21 protein-coding genes are annotated in these 20,241 nt (G+C 56.9%); 14 read left to right on the top strand and 7 right to left on the bottom strand.

Annotated elements, in window-relative coordinates; genetic code table 11:
* Positions 1–47 precede the first annotated feature (47 nt).
* From speB to AC2TDJ_RS10275, 4 genes are all read right to left on the bottom strand, one after another.
* Positions 48–1,013 carry an agmatinase gene (gene speB, locus AC2TDJ_RS10290; protein WP_480841850.1) on the bottom strand — a complete coding sequence of 322 codons (966 nt, stop codon included), beginning with the start codon at positions 1,011–1,013 and terminating at the stop codon, positions 48–50.
* Positions 1,014–1,034: 21 nt separating this feature from the next.
* Positions 1,035–2,315, bottom strand: coding sequence for a TRAP transporter large permease (locus AC2TDJ_RS10285; RefSeq protein WP_480841848.1), 1,281 nt, complete (start codon positions 2,313–2,315; stop codon positions 1,035–1,037).
* Complete coding sequence (locus AC2TDJ_RS10280) at positions 2,312–2,917, bottom strand: TRAP transporter small permease (RefSeq protein ID WP_480841846.1); 606 nt, start codon at positions 2,915–2,917, stop codon at positions 2,312–2,314. Before AC2TDJ_RS10280 ends, AC2TDJ_RS10285 begins: the two co-directional genes overlap by 4 nt.
* A 73-nt stretch (positions 2,918–2,990) precedes the next feature.
* Positions 2,991–4,007 carry a TRAP transporter substrate-binding protein gene (locus AC2TDJ_RS10275; RefSeq protein WP_480841844.1) on the bottom strand — a complete coding sequence of 339 codons (1,017 nt, stop codon included), beginning with the start codon at positions 4,005–4,007 and terminating at the stop codon, positions 2,991–2,993.
* Between the two features lie 148 nt (positions 4,008–4,155).
* Here AC2TDJ_RS10275 and AC2TDJ_RS10270 point away from each other — a divergent pair, with 148 nt between their 5' ends.
* The 5 genes from AC2TDJ_RS10270 (at position 4,156) to iolB (ending at position 8,059) form a co-directional block, all read left to right on the top strand.
* Complete coding sequence (locus tag AC2TDJ_RS10270; protein WP_480841843.1) at positions 4,156–5,076, top strand: LysR family transcriptional regulator; 921 nt, start codon at positions 4,156–4,158, stop codon at positions 5,074–5,076.
* Between the two features lie 287 nt (positions 5,077–5,363).
* Complete coding sequence (iolG, locus tag AC2TDJ_RS10265; RefSeq protein ID WP_480841841.1) at positions 5,364–6,365, top strand: inositol 2-dehydrogenase; 1,002 nt, start codon at positions 5,364–5,366, stop codon at positions 6,363–6,365.
* A 159-nt stretch (positions 6,366–6,524) separates the two neighbouring features.
* Positions 6,525–7,043, top strand: coding sequence for an IolE/MocC family protein (locus tag AC2TDJ_RS10260; RefSeq protein ID WP_480841840.1), 519 nt, complete (start codon positions 6,525–6,527; stop codon positions 7,041–7,043).
* A gap of 7 nt (positions 7,044–7,050) precedes the next feature.
* Positions 7,051–7,242, top strand: a complete 192-nt coding sequence (locus AC2TDJ_RS10255; RefSeq protein WP_480841838.1) for a hypothetical protein — start codon at positions 7,051–7,053, stop codon at positions 7,240–7,242.
* Positions 7,235–8,059 (top strand): 5-deoxy-glucuronate isomerase, encoded by an 825-nt coding sequence (iolB, locus tag AC2TDJ_RS10250; RefSeq protein WP_480841836.1) that lies wholly within the window; start codon positions 7,235–7,237, stop codon positions 8,057–8,059. The genes AC2TDJ_RS10255 and iolB overlap by 8 nt, the downstream gene beginning before the upstream one ends.
* A gap of 93 nt (positions 8,060–8,152) precedes the next feature.
* Here the strand turns inward: iolB and AC2TDJ_RS10245 are convergent, their stop codons facing one another.
* Entirely contained in the window at positions 8,153–9,268 is a 1,116-nt protein-coding gene (locus tag AC2TDJ_RS10245) for a THUMP domain-containing class I SAM-dependent RNA methyltransferase (RefSeq protein ID WP_480841834.1), read from the bottom strand.
* Between the two features lie 300 nt (positions 9,269–9,568).
* Here AC2TDJ_RS10245 and AC2TDJ_RS10240 point away from each other — a divergent pair, with 300 nt between their 5' ends.
* From AC2TDJ_RS10240 to nqrF, 6 genes are read left to right on the top strand one after another with little or no spacing between them, the layout of a single operon-like run.
* Positions 9,569–10,912 (top strand): Na(+)-translocating NADH-quinone reductase subunit A, encoded by a 1,344-nt coding sequence (locus AC2TDJ_RS10240; RefSeq protein ID WP_480841832.1) that lies wholly within the window; start codon positions 9,569–9,571, stop codon positions 10,910–10,912.
* 5 nt (positions 10,913–10,917) lie between these two features.
* Positions 10,918–12,126, top strand: coding sequence for an NADH:ubiquinone reductase (Na(+)-transporting) subunit B (locus AC2TDJ_RS10235; protein ID WP_480841830.1), 1,209 nt, complete (start codon positions 10,918–10,920; stop codon positions 12,124–12,126).
* Entirely contained in the window at positions 12,119–12,934 is an 816-nt protein-coding gene (locus tag AC2TDJ_RS10230) for a Na(+)-translocating NADH-quinone reductase subunit C (RefSeq protein WP_480841829.1), read from the top strand. Before AC2TDJ_RS10235 ends, AC2TDJ_RS10230 begins: the two co-directional genes overlap by 8 nt.
* Positions 12,934–13,587, top strand: a complete 654-nt coding sequence (locus AC2TDJ_RS10225; RefSeq protein ID WP_171615090.1) for an NADH:ubiquinone reductase (Na(+)-transporting) subunit D — start codon at positions 12,934–12,936, stop codon at positions 13,585–13,587. Before AC2TDJ_RS10230 ends, AC2TDJ_RS10225 begins: the two co-directional genes overlap by 1 nt.
* Complete coding sequence (gene nqrE / locus AC2TDJ_RS10220) at positions 13,587–14,195, top strand: NADH:ubiquinone reductase (Na(+)-transporting) subunit E (protein WP_170480069.1); 609 nt, start codon at positions 13,587–13,589, stop codon at positions 14,193–14,195. Before AC2TDJ_RS10225 ends, nqrE begins: the two co-directional genes overlap by 1 nt.
* A 10-nt stretch (positions 14,196–14,205) precedes the next feature.
* Positions 14,206–15,429 (top strand): NADH:ubiquinone reductase (Na(+)-transporting) subunit F, encoded by a 1,224-nt coding sequence (gene nqrF, locus AC2TDJ_RS10215; RefSeq protein WP_480841826.1) that lies wholly within the window; start codon positions 14,206–14,208, stop codon positions 15,427–15,429.
* Between the two features lie 76 nt (positions 15,430–15,505).
* On the opposite strand, the gene AC2TDJ_RS10210 is transcribed toward nqrF, so the two are convergent.
* Positions 15,506–16,519, bottom strand: a complete 1,014-nt coding sequence (locus AC2TDJ_RS10210; RefSeq protein WP_480841824.1) for an NAD-dependent epimerase/dehydratase family protein — start codon at positions 16,517–16,519, stop codon at positions 15,506–15,508.
* A gap of 342 nt (positions 16,520–16,861) precedes the next feature.
* Here AC2TDJ_RS10210 and AC2TDJ_RS10205 point away from each other — a divergent pair, with 342 nt between their 5' ends.
* On the top strand, positions 16,862–17,620 hold the full coding sequence (locus tag AC2TDJ_RS10205) for a metallophosphoesterase (protein WP_480841822.1): 759 nt from the start codon (positions 16,862–16,864) through the stop codon (positions 17,618–17,620).
* Positions 17,621–17,985: 365 nt separating this feature from the next.
* On the opposite strand, the gene AC2TDJ_RS10200 is transcribed toward AC2TDJ_RS10205, so the two are convergent.
* Positions 17,986–18,510, bottom strand: a complete 525-nt coding sequence (locus AC2TDJ_RS10200) for a CBS domain-containing protein (RefSeq protein WP_480841820.1) — start codon at positions 18,508–18,510, stop codon at positions 17,986–17,988.
* 375 nt (positions 18,511–18,885) lie between these two features.
* On the opposite strand from AC2TDJ_RS10200, the gene AC2TDJ_RS10195 reads away from it, so the two are divergent.
* Entirely contained in the window at positions 18,886–19,911 is a 1,026-nt protein-coding gene (locus AC2TDJ_RS10195; RefSeq protein ID WP_480841818.1) for an FAD:protein FMN transferase, read from the top strand.
* Positions 19,912–19,926: 15 nt separating this feature from the next.
* The gene (gene nqrM, locus AC2TDJ_RS10190) at positions 19,927–20,157 is read left to right on the top strand and encodes a (Na+)-NQR maturation NqrM (protein ID WP_480841817.1); all 231 of its coding nucleotides are present in this window, start codon (positions 19,927–19,929) and stop codon (positions 20,155–20,157) included.
* Positions 20,158–20,241: the final 84 nt, after the last annotated feature.

The following is a 20,241-nucleotide window of genomic DNA, read 5'->3' as shown; positions in this document are numbered from 1 at the left end:
AAACAAGGCGCACGAAACGCCTTGTTTGGATGGCTGGATTTGCCCGATCAGGTCTTATTGTGAAAGATGAACCCGATGAAGTTCAACAATAGCTGCGCGGCCAGTATCTGAGTGCTCTCGCCAGGGTCGTAAGCCGGCGCGACCTCGACCAGATCAATGCCGACGACGTCACCGCGTTTGGTCAGGCCCTGCAGGATTTCCAGTACGTCGTAATACTGGAACCCACCATGGCTGGGCGTCCCGGTGCCCGGGGCAATTGATGGGCAGAAGGCATCAATGTCGATTGTCACGTAATAGCGGCTGCCTGCCGGTATGCGATCCAGAACGCCTTGAGTACCCAGCTTTCGCACCTGGCGCACTGACAGGATATCCGAGCCGCGCGCGCGGGCATCATCATAGCCCTCTTTCGCGGTGGACGAGACGTTGCGAATCCCCAACTGCGTCATGCCTGAGACATAGTCCTTTTCGATCGCGCGCCGCATCGGATTGCCGTGTCCGACCGTCACGCCGTGACGTTCATCGACGAAATCCAGATGGGCGTCGATCTGGACGACGTGGATCGGACCGTTCCGGGCACAATCCTCGGCATAGGCATTGATGCAGGGGATGTTGACCGAATGGTCTCCGCCGATCGTGACCGGGATGGCGCCCGCATCCAGGATCTTTTTGACGCCGTATTCTATGTTGGCGTGGCTTTCTTCGGTCTTGGTGTGGATGATATCGGCGTCGCCCAGATCGACGATACGCACATCACTGCCGAGATAGGTGGCGTCATCCTCGTGATCATAGGCTCCGGCGTGTCCAAAGCTGAACAGGGTCGAAGCCTCGCGAACAGACCGCGGCCCGAACCGTGCGCCGGATCGGAACTGGCAACCAAAGTCAAACGGTGCACCAAGGATCGCGACATCCGCATCAATTTCGTCCCAGTTCTCGACATAGGGTTTCTTGCCAAAGGTCGAGATGCCGACGAAGGGCAGGTTCAGGCGACCAGATTCATAACCATGTCCCGACATGAATTCTCCGTTTATTGTGGTTCAACGATAGGCCAGTTCCGGAAGGAACAGGGCGATTTGAGGGAAGGCTACCAGCAAGCCCGTCACAATCAAAAGGATGATAAGAAACGGGGGCACGCCGCGCACGACCTCGACAAAGGGGCGGCGGAAGACGGCGATGGCGGTGAACAGGTTGCAGCCGAAAGGTGGTGTGGCCGCTCCGATGGCGACCTGAAGCGTGATCAGGACGCCGACCAATACCGGATCCAAACCACTGGCTTTGATCATTGGGGCGAAGATCGGGACGAGGATCAGGATGACTACGATCGAGTCCACGAACATGCAACCGACAAAAAAGGCCACGTTGATGGCAAGCAGCACCATCAGCGGGCTTGCCTGTTCGAGCCCCAGCGCGGCGATGATGGTTTGTGGCACCTGAGCAAAGCTGAGCGTCCAGCTAAACGCCGCACCCGCTGCGATCAGGATGAAGACGACCGAGGTGATTGCTCCGGTGGACAAGGCAATATCAAAAAGGTCACCAACCTTAATCGAGCGGAAGATCACAACCTCCAGCACGACAGCATAGAGCACACAGATCGCCGCCGCCTCGGTCGGTGAGAAGACGCCGCCATAGATGCCGCCAACAATGATGGCAGGAAAGCCCATGGGCCACAGTGCCTTTCGCAGGGCTGTGAATCTCTGCCCCCAGCCCTCGCGGGGCAAGACGGGTATGTCATGGCGATAGGCGTAGACCATGCAATAGGCTGAGAACAGGACCACGATCAGCAGACCCGGCAGGATGCCAGCAATAAACAGCTGAGAGATCGAGGTGCCTGACACCACACCATAAATGATCATGCCAATCGAGGGCGGGATCAGATAGGCAAGGTCAGCGGCGTTTACGATCAGGCCAATCGAGAAACTGTCGCTGTAACCCGATTTCAGCATCCGGGGCCGCATGGCGCCACCGATGGCCACAACCGTGGCCTGGGTCGAGCCGCAGACCGCGCCGAACAGCGCACACGCGCTGGTGACCGAAATCGCCAGCCCGCCCTTGATATGACCCATGAAGCTCATCACCAGATCGATCAGTCGGTTGGCGGAATGTCCCCGTGTGATGATGTCGGCGGCCAGGATGAACATCGGCACCGCGATCAGCGCGGCGGGTTTCACCCCGCCGATCATCTGTTGGATCAGGATCTGCATGTTCATGTCAGGGAAATAAACAAGGAATCCCAGCACCGCCGCCGCGATCAGCGGCATTTTCATCGGGAAACCTGCCAGCAGCAGGACGATCATGACGACCAGCATCAACTCGGTCATTTGTCTGCCTCCGCGGATTCTTCAAAGCGTTGGATAGCTGCTGCGGTTTCCGGATCTTCGTAACTGTCGACTTCGAGGTAGGAGACGTAGACCTCCTCCTCGGCGAAATTCAGGTTTCGGATCGCCGTCAGCAGATATTGGAACGAGGCCAGTGCCAGACCGATAACCACCCAGACATAGGTTAAATAGAGTGGCAGTTGCAGCGCCGGGGTGATCCGTCCGCGCGAAGCGACTTTCTGAACATACTCAAGCGCGTACCATGCCAGAACGGCCATGACGACGGCAGTTGTTGCAGCGATCACCACCATCAGCCCCTTGCGCATCTTGATCGGCAGTGCGTCATAGATGGCCGACATGCGGATGTGGATGCCCTTGCGGGTGGCATAGCCCAGCCCCATGAAGGTAACGATGACGATCAGAAACTCGTTCAGTTCCTCGGAAAAATAGATGGACTGGTTGAACACATACCGGCCAAAGACATTGGCGATGGTGTTGACGGCCATCAGGATGATCCCCCAGCCCAGGATCCAGACTTCGACCCGTTCGATGACGGCGTCAATCTTTCCCAGAAAGCCGAAGGGAGTGGCAGTGCTGCTGTGCATGGTGTCCTCCCTTTTTTGAATGCCTCACGCGCAGGGCGCGTGAGGAAGCTTTGCGTAAGTGGTGGGGGAGGGATCAGTTGCCCGACAGTTCCGCCTGCAGCGCGTCCAGCAGTTCCTGACCGCGGTCGCCGACGGTCTCGACATAGGCCGCCGAGGTGCCGGTGCTGCGCTCGCGGAACGCGTCACGCTCTTCTTCGCTCAGGACGACCAGACCGATATCCGGCTTGGCTTCCTTGATGATGTCCAGACGCTGCTGATTGAAATCGGTAACTACACCGTCGATGAAGCCGGTCATGTCGGCCATCGTGTCACGCACCAGTTGCTGACGGTCGGGGCTGAGGGTTTCGAACCAGTCGGACCCGGCTACAACTGTGGTGACAAGCTCTTGCTCACCAGCCCAGATCAGGTGGCTGGTGACTTCGTAGAACTTCATCTCTTCGATGGTCGGGATCGGGTTGACCTGACCGTCGACAGCACCCAGTTGCAGCGCACCGAACACTTCGCCAAACGGCAGCGGTGTCGGGCTGGCGCCCATGTTCTTGTAAGTTTCCAATAGGATCGGCGACACCATCACGCGCATCTTGAAGTTGTCGAAGTCTTCGGGCGTGCGAATCTCGCGGTTTGTGGTCCAGACCTGAGGACCTTCGGAATACATGGTCAGAACCTCCAGACCACGCTTGCGGAAATCTTCGTTCAGCGGCCCATAGATGGTTTCCGAGCTGCTGAGAATATTCGAGATCGCAGCCGGATCGGACGGCAGCAGGTAGGGAAGCAGAAAGACCTGACTTTCAGGCACAACGGTACCCAGATTTCCGATCGAGACATTGGTGAACTGGATGACGCCATCGGCGGCCTGCTCGACCGTCTCGGTCGGCGTGCCCAAGGTGCCCATCGGATAGACGGTCACGGTCACTTCGCCATCCGTGGCGGCCTCGATGCGCGATTTGAACTCTTGCGCATAGGCGTCCATGATCGAGCCTGGAATCTCTTCGATGGCGAATTTCCAGTCTTCGGCCACTGCGGTCAGCGGCGCCAGGCTGAGCAGAGTGGCGGCAGCGGAGTTTCTTACGTGCCGAAGGGTAAATGTCATGCTGGTTTCCTCCCATTGATCAATTGCGGTTTGGAGATCGAGGGTCAGGACAGCACAGAAATTTACACAAAAAAATATCATATTGATTATGTTCACATAAGGACTTTTCATGTAACTAAAACGAAAGATCTTAAAGGGCGAATACCTGTTGAAACTGCTTAGAAATACGTTGTTGGAGACCTTCGTGACTGTCGTCGAATGTGGTGGATTCACGGATGCGCAATATGCGTTGGGTATCACCCAGTCGGCGATCAGCATACGAATCCGTGATCTGGAAGCAGCGCTCGGCTACCGTGTGTGCGAGCGAGGACGGGGTGGCTTTCGCCTGACTGAACGAGGTGACATTGCATACAGGAAAGCGGGTGAGATTTTGCGAAACGTTCGGGATTTCGATGCAGAGCTGCTGGAACTGCGCGACGCCATTACCGGGGATTTGCGCATTGGAGTGGTGGATACGGTCAGTACACTGGCAGACCTGCACCTGACCAAATCTTTGCAGAGATTTCTGGATCGCCCGAACGAGGTTCGGTTGGAGATCGTGGTCGCCTCGCCAACCGAACTGACCCAGCGATTGATCACTGGCGACCTGCACGTCGCTGTTGCGCCGTTCCGAAATCAGGTGCCCGAGCTCAACTACATCGAACTTTGCCATGAGGAACACCGGCTGTATTGCGGGCGCGGTCATCCACTTTTCGAAACGCCGGACAAGGAGATCGGCCCGGAAGTTTTGTCTCGGTACCAGATTTGCCAACGCTCCTACGACATGTTCGTTTCACCGGAACTGGCAACCTCTGAATTGCCTGCCGTCGTAGCAAATATGGAGGCAATGGCCGCACTGATTGAGACCGGTCATTATCTGGGGACACTTCCTGTGCATTTTGCGCAGAGCTGGGAACACAACGGCAAGCTCAGGGATCTTGCCCCGGAGCGGTTGAATTGGAACTCGACCTTTTTTCTTGCAACCCGATTGGCGCATGCGAGCCGGCGGGCCGTCGAGTTGTTTGTTGAAGACATGCTTCACTTCAATGCGAGCGAAGGCAGCGGTCGCCAGGAAGATGTGAAGCCATAGCCGTTTGGTTTATTTGGTCCTGACAGTTGTTCTTGCTGTTGACCGCCCGCAAAACAGGCAGAGATCGTCATGTCCTTCACATTCGTCCTGAGCTATACGACCGTGGTCAGAAACAGATATTGAATCCTGTCCGATTTGGTGGCCGATCTTGGTGCGGTGGTGTCATGATTCGAATCGACCTGGCGTCAGACAAACTCTGATCCGCGGTCTTCGGTATGCCGGACGGGCATGATGAAAGAAGCACACAATCAGTCCCGGCGCCGCCGGGTGAAACGATGAGGTTCATAATGACAACAAGAATGGCTCTGCTTGGTGCTGGACGGATCGGAAGGGTTCACGCTCAGGCAATTGCAGGCGACCCCGATGCTGAACTGGTTGCGGTCTCGGATGCATATCCGCAGGCTGCGCAGGCTATCGCTGAACAGTACGGTTGCGCGGTTTGCAGCATTGATGAAATCGCCGGTGATGAAGCCGTCGAAGCGGTCATAATATGTACGCCCACCAATACGCACGCAGACCTGATCGAGCAGTTCTCGCGAGCCGGTAAGGCGATCTTCTGTGAGAAGCCGGTGGACCTGAGCCTGGACAGGGTCAAGGCTTGCCTCGCAGTTGCTAAGGAAAACGATGCCCGGCTGATGCTTGGCTTTAACCGCCGCTTTGACCCCCATTTCGGTGCCGTGAAACAGGCAATCGTCGATGGCAAAATCGGTGCAGTCGAGCAGGTCACCATCACCTCGCGCGATCCGGGTTTGCCTCCTTTCGAATATATCGATGTCTCCGGCGGTATTTTCCGGGATATGACGATTCATGATTTCGACATGGCTCGTTTCCTGCTGGACGAAGAAATCGCGACGGTGCAGGCCACAGCTTCGGTTCTGGTCGATCCCAAGGTCGCCGAACACAATGATTTCGACACTGCAACTGTGGTTCTGACAACCGCAACGGGAAAGCAATGTACTATCCTGAATTCGCGCCGCGCCACTTATGGCTATGACCAGCGGATCGAGGTGTTCGGCTCCGAAGGTATGGTCTCGGCTGAAAACCAACGACCTGTTTCGATCGAGATCGCAAATGGCAGCGGGTACACACGCCCGCCACTGCACGATTTCTTCATGACTCGCTACACCGAAGCCTATGCGGCTGAAATCGCGGCTTTTGTCGCCACAATTCGCGACGGCGCGGTCGCTTCGCCATCAGGCTATGACGGAATGATGGCGCTGGCCCTGTCGGAAGCGGCGTTGAAGTCCGTGGCGGAAGGTCGTGTCGTTGCGATGAGCGAAATCCTCTGAGCGAACCGCAGTTTGGGCATTCAATTCTATCGCCATTAACAGTTATTTGGTGGATCTGTACGGTGCACGATCTCAGTGACAGGGACGAACGGAATGAGGTCCGCCAGAAATGCCAAACACGCTTGCGCACATGAGCTGGATGTTAAGTCGGACAGTCACATGATCCTATTCGAAGCACTGAAACAAGTGTTGGGCGCGCATGGGCTGAAGCTCATTTCGGGCTGTCATTCTCTGAACCTTCTGGCGCATTCGGTTGAGGGTGAAAAGGCCGCAATTCAGCCGCATCTGAACAAGCACAATGGCGGCAAACCGTGCAATGTGTGGAAATCCGCGAAATTGGCGAAGGCGCTTGATGCACCCATAGACAACGCACCGGTTCCGGGCGCGAATGAGATGGCGGAGTTTGGAGAAAAAGTCGAAAAGTTTGCTCAATACTGCGGGGAACAAGAGCTTGATCCGGTATATCATCACCACATGGGAACTAAGGTGGAATCTGTGGACGAGACCGACGCCTTCATGATCGCTACCGGTCCGGCGCCTAGATTGCCGTTCTGCTTAGCTCATTGCAATTCCGGAGCCTGTGAAGCCCCCGAGGTTCAAAACACGTTTGGCGATCAGTCCATGGGGCTGGCCGGGCTGAAACAAGCCACCCACGACCTCGGGTTGGATCGGAGCTGAGATCGCAATGTTCGACACGTCTCACCCCTGGTTTCGACCGCTCTGGGTGCGGGTCGCCTTGGTTGTGGCCTGTCTGGGTTGGGCGGTACTTGAATTATTAATTGGCGCTCCGGTATGGGCGCTTGTGTTTGGAGGGGTAGGGGCGTGGTGCGTCTACGCTCTGTTGCTGACTTACAAACCGGAGAACTCGGATGACTGATCTGCTGCGGAAACCAACGTCGTCCACAGGCAAAGTGCATGACATCACCGCGGCCAACGCAAAAGGGTCGCAGAGTCCTGATTGGAGCTATGTCGGATTTGGCCTTTATCATCTTGAACCGGGCGAAACCGTGTCCGAGGCGACCGGTGACCGCGAGGTCATTCTGGTCTTGGTCGAAGGCAAGGCGAAACTGTCCTGCGACAGTTTGGATTTTGGAGAAATGGGCGGGCGGATGAGCGTGTTTGAAAAGACACCGCCGCACTGCGCGTATGTCCCGAATGAAAATGCGTGGTCCGCGACTGCCACCACACGATGCGTCCTGGCCGTGTGCAGCGCGCCGGGCAAGGGCAACTACCCGGCCAGGTGTCTCGGGCCGGAGGGTATCGAGCTGACCCCCCGCGGAACCGGTCAAAACATGCGCTATATCAACAATATCGCCATGGAGGGTCGTGATGTGGCCGACAGCCTGCTGGTGACCGAGGTGTTTACACCGGATGGCAACTGGTCATCATATCCCAGCCATCGTCATGACGAGGATGACTTTCCCAACATGACCTATCTGGAGGAAACTTATTACCACCGGCTGAACCCCGCGCAGGGCTTTGGGATTCAACGGGTCTATTCCGAAGATGGCAGCCTGGACGAAACCATGGCGGTCAAGGATGGCGATGTCGTGCTTGTCCCACGCGGTCACCATCCATGTGGGGCGCCTTACGGGTACGAGATGTATTATCTGAACGTCATGGCCGGACCGCTGCGTAAATGGCGCTTCAAAAACGATCCTGATCATGACTGGATCGCTCAGCGCGATGCGTGATCCAGGGCGCGTTTGCCCCCAGTCTGAATCGAAGGCCACACCCCGATCCACTTCCGGTTAGCGGTCAGATCTGTGTTCTGGGCCGGACCTTGATCAGGGCAAGGGGTCAGTTCGGTACAAACGGATTTTTGTGCCCCCGTGATCAACAACCGGGCCGGGAGGCAGCAAGGGCAGCCGTGTCGCGCGGGCCAGTGCGTTATTGTTGGTGACAATCCCGACGCGCCAGCCGTGGAAACGGCTCATCAGAACCTTTCCGAGGCTGCCATAAAGCGAGCGCAAGCGTTTTTCGTCGCCGATCCGCGCGCCATAGGGCGGATTGGCCATGACCAGGCCCGGCGGTCCCACTGGCGGTTTCAGATCACTGACTGAACGTTGCTGAAAACGCGTAAACTCCGCAACACCCGCCCGCGAGGCGTTGGTCGACGATGCCTCGACGGCGCCTGCATTCCGATCCGACCCCCAGAATTTAAGGTCTGTCGAATTCGCGATTGCGTTGCGCCGCATGTCCTGCCAGCCCTGCTCGTCAAACGTCACAAGATCTTCGAAGGCGAAGTGGCGAGACCGGCCGGGAACCAAGCCGGACGCAATCTCGGCCGCTTCGATCACAAATGTACCCGAGCCGCACATGGGATCCAGAACAGGTTCGGTTCCATCGAACCCGCACTCACGCAGGAACATCGCCGCCATGGTCTCGCGCATCGGTGCCTTGGCCACCGCGGATTTGTGACCTCGTTTGTGCAAAGGCTCGCCCGAACTGTCGACCGAGAACGTGCAGATGTCCTTTTCGATTCGCAGCAGGACGCGCAATGTGGCATCGGACGAGATGGGAGCGCCGAGCGTCTCAGCTATGGCTTTTTCCACGCGCTGACGCGCAGCCCCGGCATGGTAGATGCGTGATTTTCGGCTGGTCGCCTCTACTTTGATCGGGATGTCGGGGCGCAACACGCCGGCCCAGGGAAACTTGCGGGCGCGCTTATCAAGCTGCGCAAGATGCACGGCCGGAAAACTGCCCAGACGAACAAGAACCTTGTTGGCCCCCCGTAGCACAAGGTTTGCCCGCCAGACTTCAGGCCAGCTTCCCCGGCAAACGACACCGCCAGGAACGATCCGCGCAGCGGCGAATCCGTTTTGGACGGTTTCGGCGAACAAAGGCGCTTCGAGCCCTGGTGTGGCAATCAGGAATATCTCTTGTTCATCGGCATTTTCCATTTTGGCTGCTTACACCGGATAGCCATTGGGTGCGACCGGCAAATGAGTGTGGTCAAACAGCCCGGAATCGCGGCATATCCATAGAAAAAATGCTGATCGGCCACCAGTTTCTGCGGTAACAGGTTTGCGTTTGGCCCCATCCCCGCGTAAAGGAGCCGTAATCGGAATAACGCCTACGGATTTTGGACGGTTTTCGCCGCTTTTGCGACCGTTGCCGAAAAAAGCCAAGCTATTGGATGACCCCTAACGGGACGTCGCAATCAGCGGGCGCAGGAAAAAAGCTTGGAAGAACGTAGCCACATGCAAACTTTCAAACTGAAAAAAGGGTTGGACCTGCCGATAGAAGGCGCACCCGATCAGACCATCCAGCCAGGACCGGAGTTTTCCACGGTGGCCGTATTGGGCGGTGATTACATCGGCCTGAAACCCCGGATGCTGGTGCAGGAAGGCGACGAGGTTCAGCGCGGCACTCCGCTGTTCTGTCACAAGGATGCACCGGACGCTATGATGGTCGCGCCCCTTACCGGCAAGGTCGTCGCGATCAATCGCGGCGCCCGCCGCGTGTTGCAAAGCGTTGTGATCGAAGTTTCCGACGCCAATGACCCAGGCGTCGATTTCTCGGGCACCGGCGATGCGGGCAGTGCCGAAGGCGTTACCGCAAAACTCTGTGCCGCCGGTTTGTGGACGGCTTTCCGGACCCGACCGTACTCGAAAATGCCGGAACCCGGTAGTAAACCAGCTTCGATCTTCGTCACTGCCATGGACACCGATCCGCTGGCGCCTGATGCAGCCCTGATTATCGCTGATGCCGGTGAGGCATTCGCAGCGGGTCTAGCTGCCGTGTCGCAATTGACGGATGGCAAGACCTATCTCTGCCAGAAGGACGGTGCCTCGATCCTCGGTGCCGATCTGCCGGGTGTCGAAACAGCCGGGTTTTCCGGCCCTCATCCTGCAGGGCTGGCAGGTACGCATATCCATTTTCTTGAGCCTCTGGCCGGAGATAAGCAGGTCTGGACCGTCGGCTATCAGGACGTAATCGCCATTGGTCGCCTGATGCAATCCGGGCATCTGGATCCGAACATCGTGATCGGCCTGACAGGGCCGGGTGCCCGGCAGCCGCGCCTGATCCGAACCGTTATGGGGGCCTCGACCGAGGATCTGACCCGTCATGAGGTCAATATTGACGGGACGGCGCGCATTATTTCGGGATCGGTCCTGTCCGGGCAGCATGCAGAAGGACCGACCGCGTATTTGGGGCGTTTTGCGCGCCAGATCACCATCATTCGCGAGGACCCCGACCAGATCCCGATGGGCTGGATTCGTCCGATGCCATCGAAATACGCCGTGCAGCCGGTTCTGGGCTCGGCCTTTGCCAAGAAACTGTTTGCTTTCACCAGTAACCTGAATGGTGGCCGCCGGGCGATGGTGCCCACCGGCACGTTCGAGGAGCTGATGCCGCAGGATTACCTGCCGACGCAGTTGCTGCGCGCGCTGCTGGTGATGGACACCGACACGGCACAAGCGCTGGGTGCGCTGGAGTTGGACGAAGAGGATCTGGGCCTTGTCGGCTTTGCCTGCCCGGCGAAATATGAATACGGGTTGGCGCTGCGCGACTGCCTGACCAAGATTGAAAAGGAGGGCTGATCCGAATGGGTTTGCGCAACTTCTTTGACCGGATCGAGCCGAACTTTACCAAGGGCGGCAAGTACGAGAAGTTTTTCCCCATCTACGAGATGGTGGAAAGTTTCATCTATACTCCGAAAACCGTAACCACTGTCGCCCCCCACGCGCGGTCTTATGTGGATATGAAGCGGATCATGACTTACGTCGTGATCGCGACGATCCCCTGTATCTTGTGGGGGATGTGGAACACCGGCTATCAGGCCAATTCGGCCATTGCCACGCTGGGTCCGGACTCGGCCACCGGCTGGCGGATCGCACTTTTGCAGTTGTTCGGCATTTCTCTGGACCCGTCCAGTATCTTTGCGAACGTGGTGCACGGGTTGCTGTACTTTCTGCCGATCTACATCGTCACGCTTGTCGCAGGCGGTATCTTCGAGGTTATCTTTGCCACCGTGCGCGGCCATGAAGTGAACGAGGGTTTTCTTGTTACCTCAATGCTTTACACGCTGATAATGCCTGCGACCACGCCCCTGTGGCAGGTCGCTTTGGGCATCATCTTCGGGGTAGTGATCGGCAAAGAGGTGTTCGGCGGCACCGGCAAGAACTTCCTCAATCCCGCGCTTGTGGGTCGTGCCTTTCTGTATTTCGCCTATCCGGCACAAATGTCGGGCGATGCGATATGGACACCTGTTGACGGATTCTCGGGCGCAACCGCACTGGCTGTTTCGGCAGCAGATGGATATCAGGCGCTGGCCGCCGACGGCATCACATGGTGGAACGCCTTCTATGGTACCATTCAGGGCAGCTTTGGTGAGACCTCGACATTGGCCTGTATCATCGGTCTTGCCTTCCTGCTGATCACCAAGATTGCCAACTATCGCCTGATCGTCGGCTGTCTGGCCGGGACAATCGTGTTTACCTGGCTGCTGAACCTGATCGGATCAGATACCAACCCGATGTTCGCGATGCCTTGGTACTGGCATGTTGTATTGGGTGGCTACGCCTTTGGTCTGGCTTTCATGGTGACTGAACCGGTTTCCGCCAGCCACACCAACATGGGCCGCTACATCTACGGCGCGCTGATCGGTGTCATGGTTGTGTTGATCCGTGTGGTGAACCCGGCCTTCCCCGAAGGCATGATGCTGGCCATTCTGTTCGGCAACGTCTTCGCACCGCTGATCGACTATTTCGTCGTGCAGGCAAACATCAAACGGAGGGCGCGTCGCCATGTCTGATACGCAATCCCCGGAACCCAAAGGCGCGATTGCCAAGTTTCTGGCGGCTTCGCCGGATTCCGTCGGCAAGACGATCTTTATCGCCGTCGCCGTCTGCCTCGTCGCGTCGATGATCGTGTCCGCCGCTGCGGTTAGCCTGCGCCCGGTGCAGGAGGCCAACGCGCTAAAGGACAAGCAGGTCAACGTATTGCAGGTGGCCGGTGTCTATGAACCCGGCATCGACGTAACCGAAGCCTTCGCAGCGTTCGAGCCACACGTATTGGAACTGACCACTGGCGAATTCGTCGATGACCAATTCGACCCGGCGACGTTCGACGATATTGCCGCAGCCAGCGATCCTGAGCTGAGCGTGGCACTCGATGATGATCCAGCGGGCATTGGCCGCAAGTCCAAGTACCGCGTGATCTATCTGCTGCGCGACGACGCTGGTGATCTGGACAAAGTGATCCTGCCACTGCACGGCTATGGCCTGTGGTCCACGCTATATGGCTTTATCGCGCTGGAAAACAACGGCAACGATATCTTCGGCCTGCAGTTCTATCAGCATGGCGAAACCCCCGGCCTTGGGGCCGAGGTGGACAACCCGCGCTGGAAAGCACTGTGGAGCGGAAAGAAACTGCGTGACGATGCCGGCGATCTTCAGATTACCGTCGCCAAAACGCAACCCGCCGCCGGACCCGAATTCTATGTCGATGCGTTGGCCGGCGCCACGCTGACCTCGGTCGGTGTCGATAACCTGGTGAAATTCTGGATGGGCGACGCGGGCTACGCTCCGTTCCTGGCCAAACTGCAAGCAGGAGAATTCTGATGTCTCAGACCAAGAAAGAGATGCTGGTCGACCCGCTTGTCGACAACAACCCGATCACGCTGCAGGTGTTGGGCATCTGTTCGGCGCTTGCGGTGACCTCTTCGCTGCAAGTGTCCATCGTGATGGCGCTGGCAGTGATCTTTGTGACCTCGTTCTCGTCCTTCTTCATCTCGTGCCTGCGCAACCAGATCCCGGGTTCGATCCGGATCATCGTGCAGATGGTGATCATCGCCTCGCTGGTGATCCTGGTGGATCAGATTCTCAAGGCCTACGCTTTTGAGATTTCGAAAACCCTGTCGGTCTTCGTTGGCCTGATCATCACCAACTGTATCGTGATGGGACGCGCCGAGGCGTTTGCGATGAAGAACCCACCGGTTGCGTCGTTTATCGACGGCATGGGCAACGGAATGGGCTACGGCCTGATCCTGCTGCTGGTCGGCTTTATTCGCGAATTGTTCGGAGCGGGATCCCTGTTCGGTGTGACAATCCTCGAGACCGTGAACAATGGCGGCTGGTACGTGCCCAACGGCATGCTGCTGCTGCCGCCCTCGGCGTTCTTCATCATCGGTCTGATCATCTGGGCATTCCGCACATGGAAGCCGAACCAGGTGGAAGAGCGTGAATACAAAATCCAGCAGGTAGAGGCGCACTGATGGAAGGGCTCATCTCTCTGGCCGTAAAGGCCATCTTTGTTGAAAACCTTGCGCTCAGCTTCTTCCTCGGCATGTGTACATTCATCGCCGTGTCCAAGAAGATTTCGACCGCGCTGGGTCTGGGTATCTCGGTGATGCTGGTGCAGGCGATCACTGTGCCGACCAACAACCTGCTGCTGAACTACCTGTTGAAACCGGGTGCGTTGGCATGGGCCGGCTTCCCGGATGTGGACCTGACCTTCCTTGGCCTGATCTCGTATATCGGCGTGATCGCAGCGATGGTTCAGATACTCGAGATGATCCTGGATAAGTATTTCCCTCCGCTCTACAACGCGCTGGGGATCTTCCTGCCGCTGATCACGGTGAACTGCGCCATCCTGGGTGGTTCGCTGTTTATGGTGGAGCGCGACTATAACTTTGCCGAAGCCGCGACCTATGGTCTGTCTTCCGGCTTTGGCTGGGCGCTGGCAATCACCGCGATGGCGGGCGTTCGGGAAAAACTGAAATACTCGGACATTCCCGATGGCCTTCAGGGTCTGGGGATCACCTTCATCACCGCGGGACTGATGGCGATGGCCTTCATGTCCTTCTCGGGCGTGAAACTGTAAGGAGGGGCCGATGGAAACGTTTAGCTTAGGCGTCATCCTTTTCACGCTGATCGTTCTGGCATTGGTGGCGATCATCATGGCCGCCCGGTCCAAACTGGTGTCGACCGGAAACGTCAACATCACCATCAACGGTGAGAAAACAATTTCGGTTCCTGCAGGCGGCAAGTTGCTTCAGACGCTTGCGGCCGAGAAACTCTTCGTCCCGTCCGCCTGCGGCGGTGGTGGCACTTGCGCCCAATGCCGCGTTCGGGTGCACTCGGGTGGCGGCTCGATCCTGCCGACCGAGGAAAGCCATATCACCAAGCGCGAGGCCGCCTGTGGCGACCGCCTGTCCTGTCAGGTGGCGGTCAAGCAGGACATGAACATCGAAGTTCCCGAAGAGGTCTTCGGCGTCAAGAAGTGGGAATGCACCGTTCGTTCGAACGAGAACGTGGCGACCTTCATCAAGGCGCTGACGCTGGACCTGCCTGAAGGCGAAGACGTCAACTTTCGCGCCGGTGGCTACATCCAGATCGAAGCGCCTGCACACCAGCTGGCCTATACCGATTTCGATGTCGAAGAGGAGTACCGCGAAGATTGGGATCGCTTCAATCTGTGGCAATACAAGTCCGTGGTGAACGAACCGATCGAGCGTGCCTATTCGATGGCCAACTATCCGGACGAAAAGGGCATGATAATGCTAAACGTCCGGGTCGCTTCACCGCCTCCGGGCTCGGAAGGTATCCCGCCGGGCCAGATGTCCTCGTATATCTTCAACCTGAAACCGGGTGACAAGGTCACGATCTCGGGTCCGTTCGGTGAGTTCTTCGCACGCGAGACCAACAAAGAGATGGTCTTCATCGGCGGCGGTGCCGGCATGGCGCCGATGCGCAGCCACATCTTCGACCAGCTCAAGCGTTTGAAGAACAAGGATCGCAAGATCACCTTCTGGTACGGTGCGCGTTCCAAGAAAGAGATGTTCTTTGTCGAGGACTTCGACCAGCTTGCCGCGGAATTCCCGAATTTCGAATGGCATGTCGCGTTGTCCGACGCGCAGCCCGAGGATGACTGGAAAGGTTACACCGGCTTCATCCACAATGTTCTGTACGAGGAATACCTCAAGAACCACCCGGCGCCGGAAGACTGCGAATACTACATGTGCGGCCCGCCAATCATGAACCAGTCGGTCATCAACATGTTGCTGGATCTGGGCGTGGATCGCGAAGACATCATGCTCGACGATTTTGGCGGATAAGAAAAAAGGAACCGGCGCCTAAAGCGCCGGTTTACTTTTTGGGGTGAGGGGCAGGAAAGTCCGGTTTCGGACGTCGTCACTTGCCGTAATAGTCGCGATACCATTTGACGAATTCGTTAATACCGTCCTTGAACGCAGTTTGCGGCCGGTACCCTGTCAGTCGTTGCAACAGGCTGTTATCGGCCCAGGTTGCCGGAACGTCACCCAACTGCATCGGCATATAGTTCCGGATGGCTTTCTGACCCACCGCATCTTCGATGGCTTCGATGAAATCCATCAGGCGCACCTTGTCGCCATTGCCGATATTAACGACGCGATAGGGCGCGACCGGGGACAGGCTGTCGCCATCCTCAATTTCATCGTTGCTGGCCGGCCGGACCGGGAGAACGTCCATCAACAACCGGATGCCGCGTACAAGGTCTTCCACATGAGTGAAATCGCGAAACATGTCGCCGTGATTGTAGATGTCTATTGGGCGGCCATCCAATATCGCCGCCACAAATTTGAAATAGGCCAGGTCAGGCCGGCCCCAGGTGCCGTAGACCGTGAAGAACCGGAACATGGTTGTCGGAAGGTCCCAAAGATGGGCATAGGAATGGCCCATCGCCTCATTCGCCTTTTTGGTCGCGGCATAGATGGTCAGCTGGTTGTCGACTTTCTGCACTTCGGTAAAGGGCATATCTTCGCTGGCGCCATAGATGGAAGAAGTCGAGGCCATCAGCAGGTGATCCACCTTATGTTGTCGGGCAATCTCCATAACGTTGAAGGTGCCCACGACATTCGAGTCGATATAGCTGCGCGGGTGTTCAAGGCTGTAGCGTACTCCGGCCTGTGCGGCCAAGTGAACGATCACTTCGGGCTGAAACTCCTCGGCCACCTGCATCAGGCGCTCGTGGTTTTCCAGCAGGTCTTCGGTGGCGGTGAAGCCGGGTTTTTGCAACAGCATCTGATGGCGGCGCTGTTTGAGTGCGACATCGTAATAGTCCGTCATTCCGTCGTAGCCATGCACACGGTACCCTTCTGACAGCAGCAGCTCGGCAAGGTGAAACCCGATAAATCCCGCTGAACCAGTGACCAGAACTCGTTTCATGTAACCCTCGGATGCATAACTTACTCTTGGTTCTCAGGGATACTTTCCCTTGAGCAAGGTCAAGAGGTTTTCCCAGTTTGTCAGCCATTCGCCAGATCCACAGCGGCGCTTGGTGACCTTTCTGCGTTTTCGTCAACGGGTCCGGAGTCCCCGTAGAGCCACATATGAACCCACCATTCTGAACGACTCGTTCCGCATCACCAACGGTCGGGATTGAGTTTGCAAGCCAAACGTTATGTTTGATTGAACGAGGTTTGCCCGAAATCTGCGCAACGGACGGTACACGCCGAGCCCCAAGGGACAATTGCCCCGGGATGCTCACCAAGGTACTGATCAAATCTAATGAGACTGACTTGGTTCAAAAAACTGTTCGGTAAACCGGCACCAGAAAGTGAGGAATTGTCGGCGCTTGCGCCTGACGAGCGGTTTTTTGCAATTGGCGACATTCATGGGCGGTGTGACCTTCTTCAATCGCTTCTGGACCGTTTGGATCCCGGGTGCCCTCTTGTCTTTGTCGGAGATTACATCGATCGCGGGAACCAAAGTGCGCAAGTTCTTCGGTTCCTGCATAACCTCGACACGCAAACCGATCGGCGGATCGTCTGTCTCATGGGAAACCATGAGGAAATGATGCTGCAATTTCTGAATACGCCCGAATACAGCAGCCGATTGTGGCTGAGAAACGGGGGGGTGCAAACCCTGGCATCCTTTGGTGTGACAGGGATCGACGAGGCGCTTGACGACGAAGAATTCGTCGATGTTGCAGCCCGGTTGCGACAGGCAATGGGGGGCACGCTTTTGACTTGGGTCCAAAAGCGCCCGCTGATTTGGACCAGCGGCAATGTAACGGCGGTTCACGCGGCCCTTGATCCGGCCCGTCCCATTGAGAACCAGCACAGGCAAACATGCCTATGGGGTCGCCGCCAGTTTTCGCAGATCCGACGCAGCGACGGACAATGGGTGGTTCACGGCCATACCATCGTCGCGGACCCAAGTGCTGCAAACGGCGTCATTTCCATCGACACGGGCGCGTTCGCGACTGGACGTCTGACAGCGGTCGAAATTTCCGTCGGTAACGCTCGGTTCATTTCAACAGGCTGATGAACGGTTGTAGTGGCCAGTTGTCATTCAAAACGCCAAGCGTTGGGTGATGGGCCGCAAACCGCGAGAACGCGAAATCCATGAGATTTGGACCTGAATGTGCGATAGCGTGTCAGCCGTATGTGCTTTCCACGCAGATTCAGGCCTCGACAGATCACCGGATGCCGGGTCATCTGTCTCAAGCCCAATTCTGTGCGAGGATGGCCTGAGAACCAATTTGCCAAGAAACGATCGTTTCGTCTGGTACTGCACGATGCATCGGTGATCGCGCAGGCTGGTGTTGCGATTTATTTGACCGTTGCTGAAATTGGCACCAGGACAATGCCTGGAGCACGTAGTCTCAGCTCCTCGGAACCCGAGGTTAACTAGCCAACGATCATCTGCTTCATTCTAAGGGCTTCATATTCCAGCTCTTTCAGCCGGAAATGCACCACGTCGCCTATGGTTATTATTCCACGCAAATGGCCATCGCTGAGCACCGGCATATGGCGGAAACGTCCTTCGGTCATGGTTTTCAGTACGTCCATCAGCCGATCCTCGGGGGCGCAGGTATGCACCTCGTGCGTCATGAGGTCTTCGACCGATTGCGGCAGGGTTTGCCCCGGCGTGTCTGCCATGCGCCGCACGATGTCGCGCTCCGACAAAATGCCCTGCAATGCGCCATTCTGATCTGTCACGACAACCGCACCGATACGTTTTTCCTTCAAAATATCCACGACAGCATGAATCGTGTCGTTTGGCCGAACGGCAAAAACCGCATCCCCCTTGCCTTCCAGAAGCTTGGCCACGGTTGACTGTGTCTGCGACAAATTCGACTCGACGGTTTGGCTGCGGGTGGCGGGCTCGCCCTTGTCGCCGCGTGTCGGGGGCTGGTAAGAGCTTGGGGCCATTGGCGGTCTCCTCTTTCACAGAATTTGGCTGTCTGGTTCACCTTAGCGCAGGGACAAACTCTGTATAGGGTGCAAATTCATAAACTGGCGCAACTCCGCCACTTTACAAGGAAATCCGGCCACGTGAGCCAGTTGTATCTCACCCCTCCCATAGCCGCTTTGATCTTTTTCGGCGTCGTGATCTGTGGGCACAATTTTCGGAAGCTGTGGAAACAGCAGCCTCCTGGATGGCAGAAGCGTGCATGGCTGTTCGGAGTTCCGGCGGCCCTCGGGCTACTTGTACTCGGGTTCGTGCCGTTGAAACTCTAGGCCGGTTTGACTCTGATTGGGGCCGCTGGCATATGCCGGGCACGGTTTTTTCCAGGAGAACGCCCAATGCGCCTTTTGACGGCTCTGGCCTTTGCACTTTTTGTTTCTGGCTGCCTGTTTGACAAAGAACCCGATGTCGTGCGCCTGTCGGGTGAGACGATGGGAACAACCTTCAATATCACCGCTATTGGAGATGATCTGGACGAAACCGCGCTTGGAACCGCCGTGCAGAACACGCTGGCGCGCGTTAATGCAAAGATGTCCAACTGGGATCCGAATTCCGAGGTTTCGACATTCTCAGCCTCAAAAGACACGGGCCCGATTGCGGTTTCCGACGAATTCGCGCTGGTGATCGAAGCGGCGAACGACGTGCATGCCAAAAGCAACGGAACATTCGACATTACGCTTGGCCCGCTCATCGAGCTGTGGGGGTTTGGCCCGCGCAAGCCCGAAGATCCGGTTCCGGCCGAGGTCGATATACGCACGGCCTTGGAATCGGTGGGGCAGGCGCGTCTGCTGAATCTCGACCGTGAGGCTGGCACCCTGACGAAATCCGATCCGGCCGTTGGCATCAACCTGTCGGCCATCGCCAAGGGCTATGGCATTGATGCAGTGGCGGCTGCCCTGCAAGAAGCCGGGGTCGAGAATTACATGGTCGAGATCGGTGGTGATCTGGTTGCCAAGGGCGAAAACGAAAAAGGCGAAAGCTGGCGTATTGGCGTGGAAAAACCCGAAACCGGCTCACAAAGCATTCAGTTGATTGTGCCACTGGACGATTTGGGCATGGCCACCTCGGGCGACTACAAGAATTTCTTCGAACAGGATGGCATTCGGTATTCGCATATCATTGACCCAACCACTGGCCGTCCGATCACCCACAGGACAACCTCAGTCACGGTTCTGGCGGAAGATGCAATGCTGGCTGACGCGTGGGCGACGGCGATGCTGGCGTTGGGGCAGGAAAAAGGGTTGGAACTGGCCGAAGAGCATGATCTTGCCGTGTTCTTCATCTCGCGAGATGTCAATGCTGGAGATGATGCCTATATCACGGTACAAAGCAGCGCATTCAGTGATACACTGGGATCGAACTGAGGGGCGGATACCGAGATGAGCACCTTTATTCTGGCATTCATCCTTTTGCTGATCATTGTGGTCGGTATGTCCTTGGGTGTGCTGTTGATGGGCAAGACCATCAAGGGCAGCTGCGGTGGTTTGAACGCGATTTCCGGCGCCGACAAATGCGTGGTCTGTAAAAAGGACATCGATCCCGACAGTCCCCTGCGCGATCAGTTGCAATGCAAACGCGCCAAGAAGATACTGCAGCAGATGGAAAGCTAAGGCTGGGGCTGCCAGACCAGCCACACAATTCCTCTCCGATTGCCCGAAAGGCGGTTCACGCCAAGGCGGGCAGGGGGTAGAAGA

The sequence above is a fragment of the Ruegeria sp. HKCCD6647-2 genome, from assembly GCF_057221075.1.
Note: the sequence above shows the minus strand (reverse complement) of the source record. Positions and strands in the feature narration are given on the sequence as shown.